The 18,988-nt window shown below is 49.2% G+C and carries 31 protein-coding genes and 1 pseudogene; all 32 read left to right on the top strand.

Annotation, left to right across the window (positions count from 1 at the left end):
* Nucleotides 1-1,186 (top strand): annotated as a pseudogene (tuf, locus tag IPL32_13275) (elongation factor Tu).
* A gap of 4 nt (nt 1,187-1,190) precedes the next feature.
* Nucleotides 1,191-1,511 (top strand): 30S ribosomal protein S10, encoded by a 321-nt coding sequence (gene rpsJ / locus IPL32_13280; GenBank protein MBK8466795.1) that lies wholly within the window; start codon nt 1,191-1,193, stop codon nt 1,509-1,511.
* A gap of 88 nt (nt 1,512-1,599) precedes the next feature.
* Nucleotides 1,600-2,238: a 50S ribosomal protein L3 gene (rplC, locus tag IPL32_13285; protein MBK8466796.1), complete on the top strand. Its 639-nt coding sequence runs from the start codon at nt 1,600-1,602 to the stop codon at nt 2,236-2,238.
* 84 nt (nt 2,239-2,322) lie between these two features.
* The gene (gene rplD, locus IPL32_13290; protein ID MBK8466797.1) at nt 2,323-3,108 is read left to right on the top strand and encodes a 50S ribosomal protein L4; all 786 of its coding nucleotides are present in this window, start codon (nt 2,323-2,325) and stop codon (nt 3,106-3,108) included.
* Nucleotides 3,108-3,437, top strand: a complete 330-nt coding sequence (rplW, locus tag IPL32_13295; GenBank protein MBK8466798.1) for a 50S ribosomal protein L23 — start codon at nt 3,108-3,110, stop codon at nt 3,435-3,437. The genes rplD and rplW overlap by 1 nt, the downstream gene beginning before the upstream one ends.
* A gap of 46 nt (nt 3,438-3,483) precedes the next feature.
* Nucleotides 3,484-4,314: a 50S ribosomal protein L2 gene (gene rplB, locus IPL32_13300; protein ID MBK8466799.1), complete on the top strand. Its 831-nt coding sequence runs from the start codon at nt 3,484-3,486 to the stop codon at nt 4,312-4,314.
* Nucleotides 4,315-4,391: 77 nt separating this feature from the next.
* On the top strand, nt 4,392-4,682 hold the full coding sequence (rpsS, locus tag IPL32_13305; protein MBK8466800.1) for a 30S ribosomal protein S19: 291 nt from the start codon (nt 4,392-4,394) through the stop codon (nt 4,680-4,682).
* A 64-nt stretch (nt 4,683-4,746) separates the two neighbouring features.
* Nucleotides 4,747-5,415, top strand: a complete 669-nt coding sequence (gene rplV / locus IPL32_13310) for a 50S ribosomal protein L22 (GenBank protein MBK8466801.1) — start codon at nt 4,747-4,749, stop codon at nt 5,413-5,415.
* Between the two features lie 9 nt (nt 5,416-5,424).
* On the top strand, nt 5,425-6,162 hold the full coding sequence (gene rpsC / locus IPL32_13315) for a 30S ribosomal protein S3 (GenBank protein MBK8466802.1): 738 nt from the start codon (nt 5,425-5,427) through the stop codon (nt 6,160-6,162).
* A gap of 37 nt (nt 6,163-6,199) precedes the next feature.
* Complete coding sequence (rplP, locus tag IPL32_13320; GenBank protein MBK8466803.1) at nt 6,200-6,628, top strand: 50S ribosomal protein L16; 429 nt, start codon at nt 6,200-6,202, stop codon at nt 6,626-6,628.
* A gap of 1 nt (nt 6,629) precedes the next feature.
* Complete coding sequence (gene rpmC / locus IPL32_13325; protein ID MBK8466804.1) at nt 6,630-6,851, top strand: 50S ribosomal protein L29; 222 nt, start codon at nt 6,630-6,632, stop codon at nt 6,849-6,851.
* Between the two features lie 17 nt (nt 6,852-6,868).
* On the top strand, nt 6,869-7,354 hold the full coding sequence (rpsQ, locus tag IPL32_13330; GenBank protein ID MBK8466805.1) for a 30S ribosomal protein S17: 486 nt from the start codon (nt 6,869-6,871) through the stop codon (nt 7,352-7,354).
* Nucleotides 7,355-7,455: 101 nt separating this feature from the next.
* Nucleotides 7,456-7,824, top strand: coding sequence for a 50S ribosomal protein L14 (rplN, locus tag IPL32_13335; protein ID MBK8466806.1), 369 nt, complete (start codon nt 7,456-7,458; stop codon nt 7,822-7,824).
* 3 nt (nt 7,825-7,827) lie between these two features.
* The gene (gene rplX / locus IPL32_13340) at nt 7,828-8,277 is read left to right on the top strand and encodes a 50S ribosomal protein L24 (protein ID MBK8466807.1); all 450 of its coding nucleotides are present in this window, start codon (nt 7,828-7,830) and stop codon (nt 8,275-8,277) included.
* 88 nt (nt 8,278-8,365) lie between these two features.
* Nucleotides 8,366-8,905, top strand: a complete 540-nt coding sequence (rplE, locus tag IPL32_13345; protein MBK8466808.1) for a 50S ribosomal protein L5 — start codon at nt 8,366-8,368, stop codon at nt 8,903-8,905.
* Nucleotides 8,906-8,986: 81 nt separating this feature from the next.
* Nucleotides 8,987-9,292 (top strand): 30S ribosomal protein S14, encoded by a 306-nt coding sequence (rpsN, locus tag IPL32_13350; protein MBK8466809.1) that lies wholly within the window; start codon nt 8,987-8,989, stop codon nt 9,290-9,292.
* Nucleotides 9,293-9,347: 55 nt separating this feature from the next.
* Nucleotides 9,348-9,740, top strand: a complete 393-nt coding sequence (gene rpsH, locus IPL32_13355) for a 30S ribosomal protein S8 (protein MBK8466810.1) — start codon at nt 9,348-9,350, stop codon at nt 9,738-9,740.
* A 71-nt stretch (nt 9,741-9,811) separates the two neighbouring features.
* Nucleotides 9,812-10,372 carry a 50S ribosomal protein L6 gene (gene rplF, locus IPL32_13360; GenBank protein MBK8466811.1) on the top strand — a complete coding sequence of 187 codons (561 nt, stop codon included), beginning with the start codon at nt 9,812-9,814 and terminating at the stop codon, nt 10,370-10,372.
* A 94-nt stretch (nt 10,373-10,466) separates the two neighbouring features.
* Nucleotides 10,467-10,871, top strand: coding sequence for a 50S ribosomal protein L18 (gene rplR, locus IPL32_13365; protein ID MBK8466812.1), 405 nt, complete (start codon nt 10,467-10,469; stop codon nt 10,869-10,871).
* Nucleotides 10,861-11,367, top strand: coding sequence for a 30S ribosomal protein S5 (gene rpsE / locus IPL32_13370; protein MBK8466813.1), 507 nt, complete (start codon nt 10,861-10,863; stop codon nt 11,365-11,367). Before rplR ends, rpsE begins: the two co-directional genes overlap by 11 nt.
* A 75-nt stretch (nt 11,368-11,442) precedes the next feature.
* Complete coding sequence (gene rpmD / locus IPL32_13375; GenBank protein MBK8466814.1) at nt 11,443-11,643, top strand: 50S ribosomal protein L30; 201 nt, start codon at nt 11,443-11,445, stop codon at nt 11,641-11,643.
* A gap of 38 nt (nt 11,644-11,681) precedes the next feature.
* Entirely contained in the window at nt 11,682-12,155 is a 474-nt protein-coding gene (gene rplO, locus IPL32_13380; protein MBK8466815.1) for a 50S ribosomal protein L15, read from the top strand.
* A 75-nt stretch (nt 12,156-12,230) separates the two neighbouring features.
* Nucleotides 12,231-13,649 (top strand): preprotein translocase subunit SecY, encoded by a 1,419-nt coding sequence (gene secY, locus IPL32_13385; GenBank protein ID MBK8466816.1) that lies wholly within the window; start codon nt 12,231-12,233, stop codon nt 13,647-13,649.
* Between the two features lie 92 nt (nt 13,650-13,741).
* The gene (locus IPL32_13390; GenBank protein ID MBK8466817.1) at nt 13,742-14,386 is read left to right on the top strand and encodes an adenylate kinase; all 645 of its coding nucleotides are present in this window, start codon (nt 13,742-13,744) and stop codon (nt 14,384-14,386) included.
* Nucleotides 14,387-14,414: 28 nt separating this feature from the next.
* Nucleotides 14,415-15,212: a type I methionyl aminopeptidase gene (gene map, locus IPL32_13395; protein MBK8466818.1), complete on the top strand. Its 798-nt coding sequence runs from the start codon at nt 14,415-14,417 to the stop codon at nt 15,210-15,212.
* Nucleotides 15,213-15,283: 71 nt separating this feature from the next.
* Nucleotides 15,284-15,505, top strand: coding sequence for a translation initiation factor IF-1 (gene infA, locus IPL32_13400; GenBank protein MBK8466819.1), 222 nt, complete (start codon nt 15,284-15,286; stop codon nt 15,503-15,505).
* 15 nt (nt 15,506-15,520) lie between these two features.
* Nucleotides 15,521-15,634, top strand: coding sequence for a 50S ribosomal protein L36 (rpmJ, locus tag IPL32_13405; protein MBK8466820.1), 114 nt, complete (start codon nt 15,521-15,523; stop codon nt 15,632-15,634).
* A 15-nt stretch (nt 15,635-15,649) separates the two neighbouring features.
* Entirely contained in the window at nt 15,650-16,033 is a 384-nt protein-coding gene (gene rpsM, locus IPL32_13410) for a 30S ribosomal protein S13 (GenBank protein ID MBK8466821.1), read from the top strand.
* Nucleotides 16,034-16,127: 94 nt separating this feature from the next.
* Nucleotides 16,128-16,529 (top strand): 30S ribosomal protein S11, encoded by a 402-nt coding sequence (gene rpsK / locus IPL32_13415; protein ID MBK8466822.1) that lies wholly within the window; start codon nt 16,128-16,130, stop codon nt 16,527-16,529.
* Nucleotides 16,530-16,633: 104 nt separating this feature from the next.
* Nucleotides 16,634-17,266: a 30S ribosomal protein S4 gene (gene rpsD / locus IPL32_13420; protein ID MBK8466823.1), complete on the top strand. Its 633-nt coding sequence runs from the start codon at nt 16,634-16,636 to the stop codon at nt 17,264-17,266.
* Nucleotides 17,267-17,366: 100 nt separating this feature from the next.
* Entirely contained in the window at nt 17,367-18,380 is a 1,014-nt protein-coding gene (locus IPL32_13425; protein MBK8466824.1) for a DNA-directed RNA polymerase subunit alpha, read from the top strand.
* A 68-nt stretch (nt 18,381-18,448) separates the two neighbouring features.
* Entirely contained in the window at nt 18,449-18,952 is a 504-nt protein-coding gene (rplQ, locus tag IPL32_13430) for a 50S ribosomal protein L17 (protein ID MBK8466825.1), read from the top strand.
* Nucleotides 18,953-18,988: the final 36 nt, after the last annotated feature.

The following is an 18,988-nucleotide window of genomic DNA, read 5'->3' on the forward strand; positions in this document are numbered from 1 at the left end:
ATGAGCAAGGAAAAATTCGATCGCAGCAAGCCGCACGTGAACATTGGGACAATTGGGCACGTGGATCATGGTAAGACGACATTGACGGCAGCAATAACAAAGGTGATGTCAAAGCATAACGCTAAGATGACGTTTAGGTCGTTTGACTCGATCGACAACGCACCTGAAGAAAAGGCTCGTGGTATTACGATTGCGACTTCGCACGTTGAGTATGAGACGGCAAACCGGCACTATGCTCACGTTGATTGCCCGGGTCACGCCGATTATGTGAAGAACATGATCACGGGAGCCGCCCAGATGGACGGAGCTATTCTCGTTGTCGCAGCGACGGACGGCCCGATGCCGCAGACACGCGAGCACATCCTTCTCGGCCGTCAGGTTGGTATCCCGACGATGGTCGTCTTTATGAACAAAGCGGACATGGTCGACGACGCGGAACTGCTCGAGCTCGTCGAGATGGAGATCCGCGAGCTGCTTAGCTCGTACGAGTATCCGGGCGACGACATTCCTGTCATTCAGGGTTCTGCTCTGAAAGCCCTCGAAGGCGATGCCGCTTGGGAGCCGAAGATCGACGAGCTGATGCAGGCGGTAGATGATTTCATTCCGACGCCTGCACGCGAGACGGACAAGCCGTTCCTGATGCCGGTGGAAGATATCTTCACCATTCAAGGACGCGGTACGGTTGCGACCGGAAGAATTGAACGAGGCACGATCAACGTCAACGACCCTGTCGAGATCGTCGGTATCAAAGAGACGAGAAACTCGGTCTGCACAGGCGTCGAAATGTTCAAGAAGCTGCTCGACAGCGGGATGGCAGGCGACAACGTCGGACTGCTGCTTCGTGGTGTTGAGCGAAAAGAGATCGAACGCGGACAGGTGATCGTTAAGCCGGGTTCGATCACGCCGCACACTAAGTTCAAGGCCGAGGCATACGTTTTGACCAAAGAAGAAGGCGGACGACACACCGTTCTTTACAGGCTACCGCCCGCAGTTCTACTTTAGAACAACGGACGTAACGGGCGTTGCACACCTTCCGGCAGGAGTCGAGATGGTGATGCCGGGCGACAACATACAGATGGAGATCGAGCTCATCGCTCCGATCGCCATGGAAAAAGGCCTCCGCTTTGCTATCCGCGAAGGCGGCCGCACGGTTGGTGCCGGAACAGTTTCGGAAGTGGTGGAATAGAAATATGTTAAACGAAAAGATCCGCATCAAGTTAAAGGCTTACGATCACCGCGTTCTGGATCAGTCCACCGCCGAGATCGTGGATACGGCGAAGAGAACGGGGGCGAGGATCGCGGGGCCGATACCCCTACCGACCATTAAGAATAAATGGACGGTTTTGAGATCGCCGCACGTTGACAAGAAGTCGCGTGAGCAGTTCGAGATCAGAACGCACAAGCGTTTGATGGACATTCTTGATCCGACTGCGGAAACGGTAGATGCGTTGATGAAATTGGATCTGCCTGCCGGTGTTGATGTAGAGATCAAGGCGTTTGGGAAGAATTAGTTGACTGAGTTTGGCAGAGTTAACCGAGTTATGAGTTTGAAGCTCAGCCGACTCGCCTAACTCGGGAAACTCGCAGAACTTAAAAGTTATGATTAGCGGAATCATTGGTAGAAAAATGGGAATGACGCAGCTCTTTGCTGAGGATGGCACTGTAACTCCGGTTACGGTCATCAAAGCGGGACCTTGTGTTGTTGTCCAGACAAAGAGTGCGGCGGGTCGCGATGGCTACAATGCCGTGCAGCTTGGACTTGTCGAAGACAAGCCGATTCGCCTTAAGAACGTTACAAAGCCGCTTCGCGGACACTTTGAAAAAACTGGGGCGGGAACGCCTCCGACGCGTGTTTTGAGGGAAATTCGTCAGGTGGATGAGGTCGATGCGACTATTGGCGATCAGGTCAAGGTTGACCTTTTTGCGGATGGCGACAAGATCGATGTCATTGGTAAGTCGAAAGGGCGAGGTTTTGCCGGTACCATCAAGCGACACAATTTTCAACGCGGCCCTGAGTCGCATGGTTCGATGAACGTCCGTGCGCCGGGTTCGATCGGCCAGTCGGCGTATCCTTCGCGTGTTATTAAAGGTACGCGTTCGTCGGGACATATGGGCGATGCCCGCGTGACCGTGCAGAATCTGACGATCGCGAAAGTGGACATAGATAATAATCTTTTAATGGTTCGCGGCGCAGTGCCCGGGCCTAATGGCGGTCTTGTAATAGTGAAAAAGTCTTAAGTTATTAAGTCTTAAGTCTTGAGCAGGAAACATCCAGCTTACGATTTCTGACTAAACGCTAGACTCGAACGGAGTGAGAAAATTATGCCTACCGTAAAGGTTCGCAATTTGAATAATAAAGAGGTTGGTGATGTCGTTCTGTCAGATGCCGTTTTTGGCGTTGAGCTTAACGAGTCGTTGATCCATTCAGCGGTGATGAATTTTCAGGCTAATGGCCGGCAGGGAACTTCGGCGACGAAAACTCGCGGAAACGTTTCCGGTTCGGGCCGCAAGCTATGGAAGCAGAAGGGAACGGGCCGCGCGCGTATCGCATCGCTCCGCTCGCCTCTGTGGAAGGGCGGCGGCAATGTTCACGGGCCTCAGCCCCGCGACTGGTCGTACCAGATGCCGAAGAAAATGCGCCGCGGCGCTTTGCGTTCGGCTCTTTCGGAAAGATTGCGCGAAGGTAACCTGATCATTATTGATGGGTTTGAGTTTAAGAATCCTAAGACGAGTGAGTTTTTGGTGGCGATCAAAACGCTCGGCCTTTCGGACAATACTAAAAAGCCAACTAAGACGCTCATAGTGGATTCGTTAGATAACGCAAATTTGATCCTGTCGTCGCGAAACGTCCAGAAGACCAAGGTTACAAATAGTTTTGGGCTTAACATATACGACATTATCTATCATGAAAAACTCTTGATCTCGAAAGCTGCTGTCGAAGAACTCAACGCGCTGCTTGACCCTAAACGGGAAACAGGAGCAATGGCTGAGGTGGAAGTAGCCGAGATCAAGCCGAAGGCGAAAAAAGAGGCCAAGCCGAAAGCTGAAAAAACGGCGGAAGTAGAAACTCCGGTCACGGATGCTGCTGAGGAGGCTACTGAAGAATAATGAGTAAACCAAATGTTTGGGAAATATTGAAATCGCCAGTCGTTACCGAAAAAAGCGTCATTCTGAAAGAAGACTCGTCTGACGAGAACAGTAACCGCACCAAGGGCCAGGTATTGACGTTTCGTGTTGATAAAAAAGCGACCAAGATCGATATCAAGGGTGCTGTAGAAGAGATCTTTAATGTAAAGGTCGCACAGGTGCGAACTGTTCTTTACGAAGGCAAGATGAAACGGCGCGGACGTATTGAAGGACGGCGAGCAGGCTTTAAGAAGGCTTATGTGACCTTAAGAAAAGGCGAGCCGATGGTTGATTACGCCGAAGCGATATAAAATGGCCATCTGAGATTTCATATCTGAAATTTCAAATTTAGGAATTATGGGAATCAAGAGATTAAAACCAACATCACCGGCGAGACGTTATCAAACGTATCTAACGCGGGATGAGTTGACGAAAGGGGCAACACCCGAGAAATCGTTGCTCGAGCCAAAGAAGAGAATTTCAGGCCGCAACAGCGACGGGCGCATTACGATCCGCCGACGCGGCGGAGGCCATAAACGGCATTATCGTATTATCGATTTTAAACGCGATAAATCAGGAATTCCGGGAAAAGTGGCCCAACTCGAATACGATCCGAACCGCTCGGCCCACATCGCCCTGATAAACTATCTTGACGGCGAAAAGCGATACATCATCGCCCCGCTCGGATTGACGGTTGGAACGATGATCCTGAGCGGCGAGGAAGCCGATATTTTGCCGGGAAATGCATTGCCGATCAAGAACATTCCGTTGGGTACGCAGGTTCACAACATTGAAATGCGTCCAGGGAAAGGTGGGCAGATGGTCCGCTCGGCCGGTGGTTTTGCTCAGATCGTCGCTAAAGAAGGCGATTATGCACAGCTAAGAATGCCTTCGGGGGAAGTTCGAAAGGTGCCTGTTGTTTGTATGGCAACAGTTGGACAAGTTGGGAACACTGAGCATGAGAACGTCTCGCTTGGTAAGGCAGGCCGCTCACGCTGGATGGGTAAACGCCCGAAAGTTCGCGGAGTTGCGATGAACCCGGTCGATCACCCGCATGGTGGTGGTGAAGGTAAGACATCAGGTGGACGTAATCCTGTAACGCCTTGGGGGCAGCCGACACGCGGATATAAGACGCGACGAAACAAACGCACGACGAATATGATCGTGAAGGATAGAAGAAGGAAGTAACACATTTTGGATTTTAGATTTTGGATTTTTGATTGAAGAAAAATCCAAAATCGGCAATCCAAAATCCAAAATAGAATATGCCACGTTCATTAAAAAAAGGACCCTTTATTGATCTTAGCGTTCAGAAAATGCTTCGCAAGATCGCCGATGGTGCAATGAAGCCGCAAGCGATCAAGACTTGGTCGCGTCGATCGACGATCACGCCCGATATGGTCGGTTTGACCTTTGGCGTGCACAATGGCAAGCGGCATATTCCGGTATTCGTTACCGAGAATATGGTTGGCCACAAGTTAGGTGAATTCTCGCCGACGAGAATGTTTAAGGGGCATCCGGGAACGAAAGCGGAGAAAATGGCGAAACGCAAGTAGTGAAAAACTGGAAGTGAACAATTAGAATCTTTTCACTTTCCACAGTTCACTATTCACTAAGAATATGGAAGCGATAGCAAAAACAAAATATCTTAAAGGCAGCCCGCGTAAGGCTAGGCTCGTGATCGATATGATCCGCGGCATAAACGTATCGCGTGCGTTGTCGATCCTGAAATTTACTGACAAGCGTGCGGCAGATCCGATCGCACAGTGTCTGAATTCGGCGATCGCTAATGCGACCTACAAGGCTGAGCAGGACAACATCGCTATTGATCCCGACGATCTCTGGATCAAGACATGTTTTGTCGATATGGGCCCGACCAAAGGCCGAAAAAGAATGCGTCCCGCCCCGCAGGGACGCGCATATCGCGAGCAGCGTCATTATTGTCACATCACGATTCAGGTGACAAGCGAAGAAAAAGAGAAGACCGAGGAACAGATCAGACTCGAAGCTCTTCGGGCAGAGCGTATAGCTGCTAGAAAGGCTGAGAAAGCTAAGAAAAAAGAGGCGACTCCGGTCAAAAAGGAAAAGAAAGAGAAGAAAGCCGCGGTTGCTGATGAGCAACCGATCGAAGAACCGGCGGTAGAAGAGGCTGTTGAGTCTCCGGAAATGGAAGCAGTGGAAATTGCTTCGGCTGAGGAAGTCAATGTTGAGTCTCCTGCAGCAGAAGCTGCTGAGCAGTTGGCTGAAGACGTCGCAGACGAGACTAGCGAGGACGCCGAGAAAAAGTAAATATTTATTATGGGACAGAAAGTTCATCCATACGGCTTTAGGGTCGGATACAACAAAGATTGGCACTCGCACTGGTTTGCAAAGCAAGATTTTGCCAAGTTTTTGGCTGAAGATCTGCAGCTCAAACGGGATCTCAAAAAGAAATTCGGCGGCGGCGGAGTTTCGCACATCGATATCGAGCGTGCGGCAGCCAGACTAAAGATCATTATTTACACTTCGCGTCCAGGCATCATCATCGGACGTAAAGGTGCCGAGATCGAGAAGCTTCGTGAAGATCTTTCGCGAACCACAGGTCGCGAAGTCCTGATCTCGATACAAGAGATTCGCCATCCTGAATTGAATGCTCAGCTTCAGGCGGAGAAGATCGCACAGCAATTGGAGAAACGTATTATGTTTCGCCGTGCGATGAAAAAGACGATGGAAGAATCGCAGCGTTTCGGGGCACAGGGCATCAAAGTTATGATCGCAGGACGCCTCAACGGAGCTGAGATCGCAAGAACCGAATGGTCGCTTCAGGGGCGTCTGCCGTTGCACACGCTAAGGGCAGATATAGATTTTGGGTTTGCCGAAGCATTGACAACATTTGGAATAATCGGTGTAAAAGTTTGGATCTATCGCGGTGAGATTCTTGACCCTAATGCTTCGATGGCACGCGGAACGACGACCGATCCGATGAATGAAGTTAAGGTGGATCGAAACGCGAGACGTAATGACCGCGGGCCAAGAAGGGATCGCGGAGACAGGTAATCGAACGCGATAGGCAGTTAGAAGAGGAAATTAAGTTATGTTAATGCCGAAAAAGGTTAAGCGCCGAAGAGTTATGAAAGGCCGTATGCGCGGAAAAGCGACACGCGGCGAAAAACTCAGTTTTGGTGATTTTGGCCTCAAAACATTAGAGGCTGCGTGGATCACTGACCGCCAGATCGAAGCGGCTCGTATCGCGATGACTCGCCATGTAAAACGTGGCGGCAAGATCTGGATCCGCATTTTTCCTGATAAGCCGATCACCAGAAAACCTGCCGAAACCCGTATGGGCAGCGGTAAAGGAGCTCCGGACCATTGGGTCGCTCCAGTTAAGCCTGGACGTGTCCTTTATGAGATTCAAGGTGTTGAAGAGTCGTTGGCGCGTGAAGCTATGAATCTTGCGGCTCAGAAACTGCCGATCAAGACGAAGTTTGTTACGCGTGCAGACCTCGAGGGAGGCATAGTTTAAAATGAAACGGAAAGAACAACTCGAACAGCTTAACGAAATGACCGTCGAGGAATTGACTGATCAAGCCGATGCTCTGAAGGAATCGCTGTTCAGGCTCAAGTTTCGCAAGACGCTAGGCGTTGGCGAAGTGGTTAAGGATATCAGACGGGAAAAGAAGACACTCGCGAGGGTTTATACGCTGCTTAGCAAGAAAGGTGCGGAAGCAACGAGCATAAAGGCATAAGCCAATAGAGAAAGAAAATGGTGAGAAAGAAATCAGACGAAGTCGAAGAGACGCCTACTGAAACGGCAGAAGGAGCAGTTGAAGTAGCCGCTGTCGAAGCTGCGGCAGAGACCGCAGAACCCGTCGAAGCTGCTGCGGAAGAGTTCGCTCCGGAAGCTATTGTCGAAGAAAAGCCGAAGAAAAAAGCAGCAGCCAAAACCGAAAAGGCTGACAAGAAGAAAGAATCAGCTCCGGCAGCGACAGATGGGGTAAAAGTTCACAAACGTGCGGAAAAGGTCGGCATCGTTTCTTCGGACAAGATGATGAAGACGGTTACGGTTCGAGTGGATCGACTCGTCAAGCATCCTGTCTACCGTAAATACGTCAAAAAGCGCAAGAAGTTTATGGCGCACGACGAAATAGGGGCCAAGGTTGGCGATAAGGTAAAAATTGTTGAAACACGTCCATTGTCAGCAAGAAAGCGTTGGCGTGTGGTTGAGATCATTCAAAAAGCAGAGCTTTAAAGTTACGAGTTGGCCGAGTTGACAGAGTTTGCGGAGTTTTTAACACTCGCAACTCACCAAACTCAAAAAACTCGGAGAACTTCGAACGGAGTGAAAAAGTTATGATTCAGATGCAGACCTCGTTAGCGGTCGCAGACAATTCGGGAGCGAAACGGGTCGAGATGATCATGCCGGTGGGCGGTTCGACCGGAAAGATCGCACGGCTTGGCGACACCATTAAGGTTACAGTCAAAGAGGCATCCCCCGACGGAACTGCGAAAAAGGGCAAGGTTTACAATGCCGTTATCGTCAGAACACGAAAGGAAGTTCGCCGTAAGGACGGCACGTATATTCGTTTTGACGAAAACGCTGCGGTGCTTGTAAAGGAAGATGGTACACCTGTGGGAACGCGTGTTTTTGGGCCGGTCGCCCGCGAACTTCGCGAAAAGAATTTTATGAAGATCGTCAGCCTCGCTCCGGAGGTTATATAAGAAATGAAAGCGGTTAAGACAGGAACAGTTAGAAGCAGAATTAAACGTGGTGACCAAGTCGTGTTTATTGCGGGTAAAGAATATAACCGTTATGACAGCGCCGGTAAGCGTCAGCCGTTTCGCGGCAAAGTGCTTGCCGTCGATGCACGCGTGGGCAAGGTCAAGGTTGAAGGCGCGATGATCGTAAAGCGTCACCGTAAACCAATGCCTCAGATGAATCGCGAAGGCGGCATTATAGAGCAGGAAGCTTGGGTCAGCATTTCAAATGTTGCTCTGGTGGATCCTGAAACGGGCAAACCGACCAGGGTCAAATATGAAGTTCGAGACGATAAAAAGGTACGCATTGCCAAAAGCGGCAAGGTGATAGCGGAAAGTGGTTCATACAGACGCGAAGCGAAAAAGAAGATAGACGGCGAGGAAGAAGCAGTGCCGGCGGCTGAAGAACAGAAATAGTTGATCTCTGGAAACGGAATATCTGAAACTTAAGATTTAAGATTTAAGATCAGGTGAGACCGGAACCCAGAAAAGGAAGACGAGAATGATGGCCAGGTTAAAAGAAAAATACAAGAATGAGATCGCTCCGGCATTGGCTAAGGAGTTTGATATCAAAAATCCGATGGCGATCCCGAAGATCGAGAAGGTCGTCGTGAATATGGGGTTGGGCGAAGCCAGTGCTAACGCAAAGATCCTCGATGTTGCGACGGAAGAATTGAGATCGATCACGGGCCAGAAGCCTGTGGTTACGAAAGCAAAGAAATCGATCGCGGCCTTTAAGCTTCGTCAGGGAATGGCTATCGGAACGATGGTCACGCTCCGCGGCGACAGGATGTATGAATTTCTCGATCGTTTGATCTCAGTCGCTCTGCCGCGTGTTCGTGATTTTCGCGGTATTTCGGGCAAAGCTTTTGACGGACGCGGAAATTACACGGTCGGAATTCGTGAGCAGTTGATCTTTCCTGAGATCGATTTTAATAAGGTCGATAAAACTCGCGGAATGAATATTTCGATAGTTACAACGGCTCCGACTGACGATCAGGCACGATCGCTCCTGAAAGCGCTCGGTATGCCCTTTAGACAATAGTCTAAGGTCCAGAGTTCAGCGTCCAGGTTTTTTGGACGGAAGACTTTGGGCACTGGACTTGAGACTTTGGACTCAAGATTTATGGCAAAGATAAGCAAAGTAGTAAAAAACAACAGACGCAAAGATATGGTCGTGCTTTACAAAGTGCGACGTGCTGAGTGGAAGGCGATCGTAAATAATCCAAAATCGACGCCGGAAGAGGTCGATGCTGCGGTGATAAGACTGCAAAAGATGCCTCGCGATGCCAGCCCGTCAAGGGTTCGCAACCGTTGTTCGCAATCAGGGCGTTCGCGCGGTTTTTTGCGAAAATTCGGAGTTTCCCGTATTGCACTGCGTGATTTGGCTCTGGAAGGACAGATTCCGGGCGTTGTTAAATCTAGTTGGTAGAAAAAAGACATATAGAACGTAAGCGTTCCATATTTTTGAACGGAGTTTTTAAGTAATGACAGATCCAATAGCCGATATGCTCACGCGAATTCGCAATGCAATTGCAGCGAATCATCCACGCGTTGATATTCCGGGCTCAAAACTGAAAATGGAAGTGGCTCGAATCCTCAAGGAAGAGGGCTACATCAACAGCTTTTCAATCAAGGGCGAAGGCGTTAAGTATATGATCCGCGTTTTTCTTCGCTATGATGCGAAGGGAACGCCGTCGATCACACATTTGGCGAGAGTCTCGCGACCAGGGCGACGTGTTTACGTTGGTTCCGGCGAGATTCCAAGAGTGCTCGGCGGTTACGGCGTGAATATCGTTTCGACGTCCAAAGGGTTGATGAGCGGAAAGCGTGCGCGGGCAGAACATGTCGGCGGCGAGATTCTGGCGGAGATTTACTAATTTGCGATTTTAGATTTGCGTTGGAAAGAAAGCTCGCAAATCGGCATTCGTAAATTGAAAATATAAAGAATATGTCAAGAGTAGGAAAAAAACCGATAACGATACCGTCTGGTGTGACCGTGACGATCAATGATTCGGCGATGGAAGTGAAAGGGCCTAAGGGCACACTTAGCACACCGATCCCGGCAGGCGTTTCGTTCAAGCAAGAGGATGGAGTGCTGACCGCGGAACGCGCTGGTAATGACCAAGCGGCATTTCATGGTCTGGCAAGGGCGTTAGCAAATAATGCTGTAGTTGGCGTAACCGAAGGATTTTCAAAGGATATGGATATCGTCGGAGTCGGTTACAAAGCAGATGTTCAGGGCAAGAAGATCATGTTCTCTCTTGGATATTCCCATCCGATCGAATATGCTCTGCCTGCGGGAATTGATGCCAAGGCCGAGCGTGTCAATACTAAAACATCAATCAATCAGTATCAGACGACGATAACCTTAAGTGGTATTGACAAACAATTGCTCGGTCAGGTCGCGGCGGAATTGAACCGCCTGCGAAAGCCTGATGCATATAAAGGTAAGGGCGTTCGTTACGCGGATAAGTTTTACAGATTGAAACCAGGCAAGACAGGGAAATAGTTTGTAGAGTTAATAGAGTTCTTTGAGTTCATGAGTATGAGATTTACTCAAAAAACTCAAAAAACTCAAGGAACTCGCCAAACTCAAAAAAGTTATGGGACAGAAAAGCAGATCAGATATTCGGCAAGGTGTTCACAGCCGCATTCGTAAGAAAGTTCGTGGTTCGGCGGAAAGGCCGAGACTTGCAGTTTTCCGCAGCCTGAATCACATTTATGTTCAGGTGATCGATGACAACAACGGTAAAACGTTGGCAACTGCGTCGACAACGGAAAAGGCACTTGGCATCAAGGCTGGCGGCAACATCGAAGCCGCAAAAACAGTCGGCAAGGCGATCGCTGAACGGGCTGTTGCGGCAGGTATCTCAAGCGTGGTCTTTGATCGTGGCGGTTATGTGTATCACGGCCGCGTAAAGGCTCTTTTGGACGCAACGCGTGAAGGCGGACTTAACAAACACGAAGCGGCCGCAAAAGAAACAAAGCAGGAAAGTAATGAAGAATAAACAGAAAATAGCTCCGGGCGGGTTGTTGCTCAAAGATCAGCTCATTTCGATCAACCGTGTGACGAAAGTTGTTAAGGGCGGCAAAAATATGTCGTTCGCGGCTCTGGTCGTTGTTGGTGATGAGGCGGGACACGTCGGTTTTGGTACCGGAAAGGCGAAAGAAGTTCCAAACGCGATCAAGAAAGCTGTCGAAGCGGCAAAGAACAACCTTATCCGCGTTCCGCTGATCGCAGGAACCTTACCGCACGAAATGATCGGTGAATACGGTGCGGGACGCGTACTGCTCAAACCGGCTGCAGAAGGTACTGGCGTTATCGCAGGCGGTGCGGTTCGTGCTGTTTTGCAGAGTCTGGGTGTGCATAACGTTCGCACAAAGATCCTCGGATCAAATAATGCACACAACGTAATTCGTGCAACGTTTAACGGGCTGCTTAGAATGAAGGATCCTCTTGAAGTTGCACGCTTAAGGGGAAAGCAGGTAGAAGAATTGGTTTAGGAGTGTTTAGTGTTCTCGGAGTTTATTGAGTAAATACTCGACAAAACTCTATGAATTCTACGAACTCAAACAGTTATGGCAAAGAAAGTAGAAGCAAAAGTCGGACAGATCAAGATCCAATATTACCGGAGCATGATCGGTTACGCGAAAAAGCAAAAAGAGATCATTAAAGCGTTGGGCATTACAAAGCTCAACCAGATCGTTGTTCATCAGGATTCGGCAGCGGCACGCGGTATCGTGGCTAAAGTTCCACACCTGCTGCGTATTGTTGACTAAGTCTTAGGACGCATCGAAAGCAGTTAAAGAGCAAAGTTATGGCTTTATCATTAAATAATTTACACCCTGCGAAAGGCTCGACGCATAAGAAAAAGCGTCTTGGACGCGGTCCCGGTTCGGGGCTTGGCAAAACTGCAGGCAAGGGCCACAAGGGACAGAAATCGCGGTCCGGCTACAGCAGCAAGCGCGGGTTCGAAGGCGGCCAGATGCCACTTCAGCGACGTCTGCCTAAACGCGGGTTCACAAACATTTTTAAGAAACAGTGGATCGAGATAAGCCTTGGGAAGATCGAGGAAAATTTCAAGGTTGGTGACGAGATCACGCCAGAAATTCTTCACGAGCGCGGCCTGATCAAAAAGGCAAAGCACGATCTCGTAATACTGGGAACCGGTGAGATTTCTAAATCGTTTAAGATATCGTCGCACCGCTTCACAAAAACGGCGAAGGAAAAAATCGAAAAAGCAGGCGGCACCGCAACGGTGATCACGAAGGCTGCTGAGGCTGCGGCTTAATTTTGAAGTACCTGCTGTAGACGGCAGATGCATTGTATTGGGGCCGCCTGAGGGCGAACTCAAAACAGAAAATATATGGAGAAGTTTTTTAGCGCTGTCCAAAACATGTTCAAGGTCCCTGAGCTGCGGAAACGCATTCTCTTTACGCTTGGGCTCTTGGCGGTTTATCGTTTGGGTGCGCACGTTACGGCACCCGGTATCAATAAGGCGCAGCTTGAACGCGTTTGGGGCGACGTTGCCGGTACGCTTCTTGGTGTTCTCGATCTCTTTTCCGGCGGTAATTTCCGCACCATCTCTGTGTTTGCTCTCGGCGTCACACCTTATATTACGGCGTCGATCATAATGCAGCTTTTGCCAGTGCTCTCGCCGGCAATGAAGAAGATTCAGGAAGAAGGCGAGGTCGGTCGGCAGAAAATGAATCAATGGACACGGTATTCGACCGTTGTTCTTTGCGCCGTGCAAACATTTTTCGTATCGACGTGGCTGTCACGTAACCAGATCATCCCTGAAACATGGTGGGCGACCGCAATGATCGTTATCACGCTCACGACGGGAACGATCTTTGTTATGTGGCTAGGTGAACAGATAACAGAACGCGGCGTCGGAAACGGCATCTCGCTTCTGATCTTTGCCGGAATTGTTATTGGGTTGCCAAACGGAATTTTGCAGATATCTGAACGCGTCCGTTCGGGCGATCCTCTACAGTCGCTTGGCGTTGTTTTTTTGGTCGTTGTCATTATCGCGCTGATCGCTTTGATCGTTTATGTCGAATCGGCGAGGCGAAATATCGCCATCAGTTACGCAAGCAGGCGTGTTGGTAATCAGACATTTCGCGGGCAGGAAACGAGTCTTCCGCTCAAGATCAACATGGGCGGCGTCATCCCGGTAATCTTTGCTTCGTCGGTTTTGGCGATGCCTCAAACTTTGTTTTCGGCATTTCCGGCTGACCCTGCTAACCCTGATTCTGCTTGGTCGAAAGTGTATGCTTTCTTTCAGCAATTTCACGGCGGTGATCCATATTACGAACTTGTCTTTTTGACCTTGATCGTTGTTTTCACATTCTTTTACATCACCATCATTTTTAATACAGATGAGGTAGCCGACAATCTAAGAAAGCACGGCGGATTCATCGCTGGTATCAGACCAGGTGCCCCGACTGCTGACTATTTGAATTCAATACTGACGCGCCTGACGACAGTTGGAGCTTTGTATTTGGCATTTGTTGCGTTCGCACCGCAGTTGCTCCTTAGCGGGTTTAAGGTTGCTCGGTTGCCATTTGTCGGTACAGCAATCGATAACTTTTTGACGGCAACGCCTGGATTAAGTTGGATTCCTACAGGCTTGGGATACCAGTTTTTCTTCGGAGGCACTTCGCTTCTGATTCTGGTCGGTGTTGCAATGGACACGGTTTCTCAGATAGAGGCTCAACTGGTAATGCGTAATTACGAGGGGTTCCTTGGAGCAGGTTCGCGACTTAGAGGGCGCCGAAGTTAGATCATTTGAACCGTAGAGACGCAGAGACGCTGAGAAGAGTCAAATGATTCTTCTTCCTCTGCGTCTTGGCGTCTCTGCGGTAAACAGTTTAAATGGATAAGATCATTGTTTTGATAGGTGCTCCGGGAGCAGGCAAGGGGACGCAGGCGAGACTATTGCAGGAGCGCCGGTCGATCCCACAGATATCAACTGGCGACATGTTTCGCGAGATGAAAACGCTCGACACGCCGCTCGCCCGTGAGGTTCAGACGATAATGTCATCGGGCAAGCTGATATCCGATGACCTGACGTACAAGATCGTCCGTGAACGCACATCGAAGCCGGACACGGCTGGAAGTTTTGTTCTAGATGGTTATCCGCGAACTGCGGTACAGGCCAAGCAGCTTGAAGAGCTTGCGAAAGAGCAAGGCAAGGAAATACAGGCGATCGAGGTCGATGTTCCGCGTGACGAATTGATGAAACGTTTGACAGGACGCAGGAGTTGTCCGGTTTGTGGTGAGATATACAATATATATTCAAAGCCGCCAAAAGCCGATGGTTTTTGTGACGACCACCCGGAAGCAAAGCTTGACCATAGATCCGATGACTCGGAGGAAAAGGTCAAAGTGCGGCTTGAAACTTACGATGAATTGACAATGCCGTTGCTGGAACATTACGAAAAGTCCGGACGCCTCAAGAAAGTGGACGGAACCGGAGAGATCGAGAATATCTATCACGAGTTGAATGAGCTTATTTGAGATTTTTCGCAGCCTGTTTAGTAATCAAATGATAATCGCAAAGTCAGCAAAAGATCTAGACAAAATGCGTGCCGTAGGCGAGTTGATCGCTGAGGTGCGGGAGGCTTTGCGTTTAATGGTCGCTCCTGGCATTTCGACGATGGATCTTAATAACGCCGCTGAGAAGATGATCAGAGATGCGGGTGCAATTCCAACATTTATCGGTTATCATGGCTTTCCATTTGCCATCTGCGCTTCGGTAAATAATGAGATCGTTCACGGCTTTTCGAAGAAAGACCCGCTAAACGAAGGCGATATTGTTTCGCTCGATATGGCGGCGACGTATCAAGGGTTTGTTGGTGATACAGCGATGACGGTGCCGGTTGGCGAGATAACCGATGAGCTAAAACAACTGATTCGCGTTACTGAGGAGTGTCTTGAATTTGGTATTCAGGCGTGCCGTGTGAATAATCGTGTCGGCGACATCGGTTGGGCGGTTCAGCAGCATGCGGAAAAGTTCAGTTATGGAATAGTTCGTGATTACACCGGGCACGGCATAGGACGTTCGATGCACGAGTCGCCCCAGATACCCAATTATGGTCGGCAGGGCACTAAGGAGCGAATTCGGGCCGGATATTGCTTCGCGATCGAGCCGATGTTGAATCTTGGAACTGCTGAAACAAAAACACTTAGCGATAAGTGGACAGTGGTTACGCTTGACGGTAAACCGTCGGCTCATGCCGAGCACACGCTTGCGGTAACTGTTGACGGGCCGGAGATTTTGACGCTTACAAAGGAACAAAAGCGTCTTCGGCAGAACGTAATGACAGAAACCGTGTCTGCTTGACTTGAAAAAAGGTCGGACAACGTATAAAATCATTCGTTTGCTCAACTATTCAATCGGTTGGCACGCGTTGTATGTCTAAAGAGGAAGCGATTGAAGTCACGGCGACAGTGCTGGAAACACTGCCGAATGCAATGTTTAAGGTTGCCGTGGACGATAATCAGCATGAGGTTTTGGCACATGTTTCTGGGAAAATGAGGAAAAACTTTATCCGAATTTTGCCGGGCGACAAAGTTTTAGTTGAATTATCGCCGTATGACCTGAAACGCGGACGAATTACATATCGCTATAAGTAGGACAGGTATAAAAAGATGAAAGTCAGGCCGTCAGTTAAAAAAATGTGCGACAAATGCAAGGTGATACACCGCAAAGGGATTGTGCGTGTAATTTGCGAAAATCCGAAGCACAAACAGCGTCAAGGGTAATTTTTAGGAGAATTTATGGCTCGTGTAGCAGGAGTAGATCTACCGCCCAATAAGCGGGCACAAATTGGAATGACCTACATTTACGGTGTGGGTAAATCGCGCGCAACGGTGATCCTTGAACAGGCCGGCGTTGATATTAATACCAGGATCAAGGATATAAGCGAAGACGATCTGAATAAGATCCGTACGCTTCTTGATACGGAAGGCAATATTGAAGGCGATCTCAGAAAGCGTATTCAAATGGACATCAAGCGCTTGATGGACATCGGCTGTTATCGCGGCCTGCGTCATCGTCGCGGCCTGCCGGTTCGAGGACAGCGCACCAGCACCAACGCAAGAACAAGAAAAGGACCGCGTAAAGCGGCTGTGGCGAAGAAGAAGGCTCCAGGTAAGAAATAAAGTTGCGAGTTTAGAGAGTTAACAGAGTTATAGGAGTTCAGGAACTCATAATGCTCAGAAACTCGGTGACCTCAGCAAACTCCGAACTAAAAATATGGCAAAAGCAGCAGCAACTAAAAAGAAGACTTTTAAGAAGAAAGAGAAAAAGATCATTCCTATTGGGATCGTCCATATCGCGGCTTCGTTCAATAATACGATGATCTCGATCACCGACACCGAAGGTAATTTGGTCGCTCAATCTTCATCCGGTGCACGCGGATTTCGCGGTTCGCGAAAGGGAACGCCATTCGCGGCGCAGCAAGCTGCTTCAGAAGCAGCCCGTAAAGCTCAGGATGCGGGCATGCGTGAGGTCGAGGTTCGGGTAAAAGGCCCAGGCGGAGGCCGTGAGTCAGCGATCAGAGCGATCAATCAGGCAGGCATACGTGTTACGTCGATCCGTGATACAACACCTATCCCACACAACGGATGCCGTCCGCCGAAACGCAGACGAGTCTGAGCTTTCTTAGATTTGAGATTTGGATTTTTTGATAACTATCGAAAGGAAGAAGGGCTTCGGCTCGTAAACTTTTCCGTTAAAAACACGGAGGCAGGAATAAATTAATGGCTAGATATAGAGATGCGGTGTGCAGGCTTTGCCGTCGCGAAGGTGGAAAGTTATTTTTGAAGGGTGACAGATGTTTTAAGCCCTCTTGTGCTATTGAAAAGCGGGGAACTAATCCTCCCGGACAGCACGGTGCCGCCAGGCGCAAAATGCTTGCCGGTTACGGTGAGCAGCTTCGCGAGAAACAGAAAGTAAAACGTATTTACTTTGTTCTCGAAAAGCAGTTCCGCAATTATTTCGAAAAAGCGCGTCGTCAGAAAGGTGTTACGGGTGAGAACTTGTTGTTCATGCTCGAACGCCGTCTTGACAACGTAGTCTATCGTTCAGGATTTTCCACTTCACGCCGTCAGGCACGCCAGCTTGTAAACCACGGACATGTTACCGTCAACGGCCGCAAGGTCAACATTCCTTCATTTCAGGTGAAGGCCGGTGACACGATCGCTGTCAAAGACCGTTCACAGAAGAACACTCACGTTGATGGGGCTTGGGCAACAGCAGTTGGACGTGGACGTCCCGCATGGATAAATGCGCAGGGCAAAGATATGCAGGTGTTGATCGCGGGACTGCCTAATCGTCAGGATATTGACGCAAACATCAACGAGCAGCTTATCGTTGAGCTTTACAGTAAGTAATTAAACCAGAGTGGCTGAAGTAGCCGGTTCATGAAAGTTCGTTCTTGCTAAGCTCGAACCGGGGACAAGGCCACTCGTAGAAACTATAAGAAGAACACATATGACAAGCAATAATTGGACAGATTTTCAAATGCCTAGCCGCCTCAATGTCGAGACCGAGACATTGACAGAGCGATTCGGAAAATTTTATGCACAGCCTTTCGAACGCGGATTCGGCACGACGATCGGTAACTCGATCCGCCGTGCTTTGCTTTCGTCGATCGAAGGAGCTGCTATTACGGCCGTTCGTATCGAGGGAGTCGAACACGAATTTTCATCGATCAAGGGTGTTGTCGAAGACGCAACCGACGTAATCCTAAACCTCAAACAGATTCCATTCAAATTGAATGGCGGCGGAGTGAAAACTCTCTCGATAAGCAAGAAGGGAGCGGGAGTAGTCACAAGTGCGGACATTGAGGCCGATGGTGATGTAGAGATTCTTGATTCCACAGTTCACATCGCGACCATCAGTGCCGGCGGCAAATTGAATATTGAAATGCGGCTCAAACAAGGCCGCGGATATGTGTCGGCTGAGTTCAACAACGACGAAGACCTTTCGGTTGGTTATATTCCCATCGACGCGGTACACACGCCGATCAAAAAGGTTAATTACAACGTCGAAAAAACCAGACAGGGATCGAACACGGAATATGATCGTTTGACGATCGAGGTTTGGACCGACGGCTCGGTCAAGCCGGAAGATTCTATCGGCCTGGCAGCAAAATTGGTCAAAGATCATATGTCGATCTTTATCAATTTCGAAGAGGAAGAAGAAGAATACAAATACGAGGATATCGCTCGTCCGCCGCTTATGCGGAACGATCTGCTCGATAAATCGGTCGATGAACTTGAGCTTTCGGTGCGTTCTTATAATTGTTTGAAGAACGCCGACATTCGCTCGATTCGCGACCTGATTCGACGCAGCGAAAAAGATATGCTTAATACCAAGAATTTTGGTAAAAAATCGCTTACAGAGATCAAGGACCTGCTTCACGGAATGGGCCTCGATTTTGGAATGGATTTTGACGAACAGGGAAATCCGATCCCCGGAAGCGGTGGCCGAGATTTAGATTAAGACCAGTCTTGGGTCTTGGTCTTGGGTCTTGATTTGACTAGAGACTACAGACTCATGAATTTAAAGAAATGAGACACAGAAAAGCACACAGAAAACTTGGCCGCACGACATCGCATCGCATCTCGCTGCTGCGTAATCTGGCAACTTCGTTAATCAATGCGGATAAGGAACATATCGTTACGACTGTTCCAAAGGCAAAAGAGTTGAGGCCTTTTATCGAAAAGGTGATTACCATGGCAAGAAAAGCTCAGAATCTTACCGGTGATGATGCGGTTCTTCGCGGTGTCCATCTTCGCCGTCAGGCGGCTGGGTTTTTCCATGCCGGAAACGGCACGTTCAAGGCTCAGCAGAGCCGATTTCGCGGAAGTAAGGGCGAAACGAAAGAGCCGATCGAGCGAACTGCAGGCGTAAAAGCTGTTCAGCGACTTTTCAATGAGCTTGGTGTGCGCTATAAAGACCGTAACGGCGGTTATACGCGCATTATCAAACTCGGCCATCGCAAAGGCGACAACGCTGAAATGGCGGTGATCGAATTGGTTGATAATCCGCGAGAACTGGCCGCAAAAGGCTAAACACACGGAGGCTTTCTAAAATGGGAGCAACATCGG

Source organism: Chloracidobacterium sp. (assembly GCA_016711345.1).
Lineage (GTDB): Bacteria > Acidobacteriota > Blastocatellia > Pyrinomonadales > Pyrinomonadaceae > OLB17.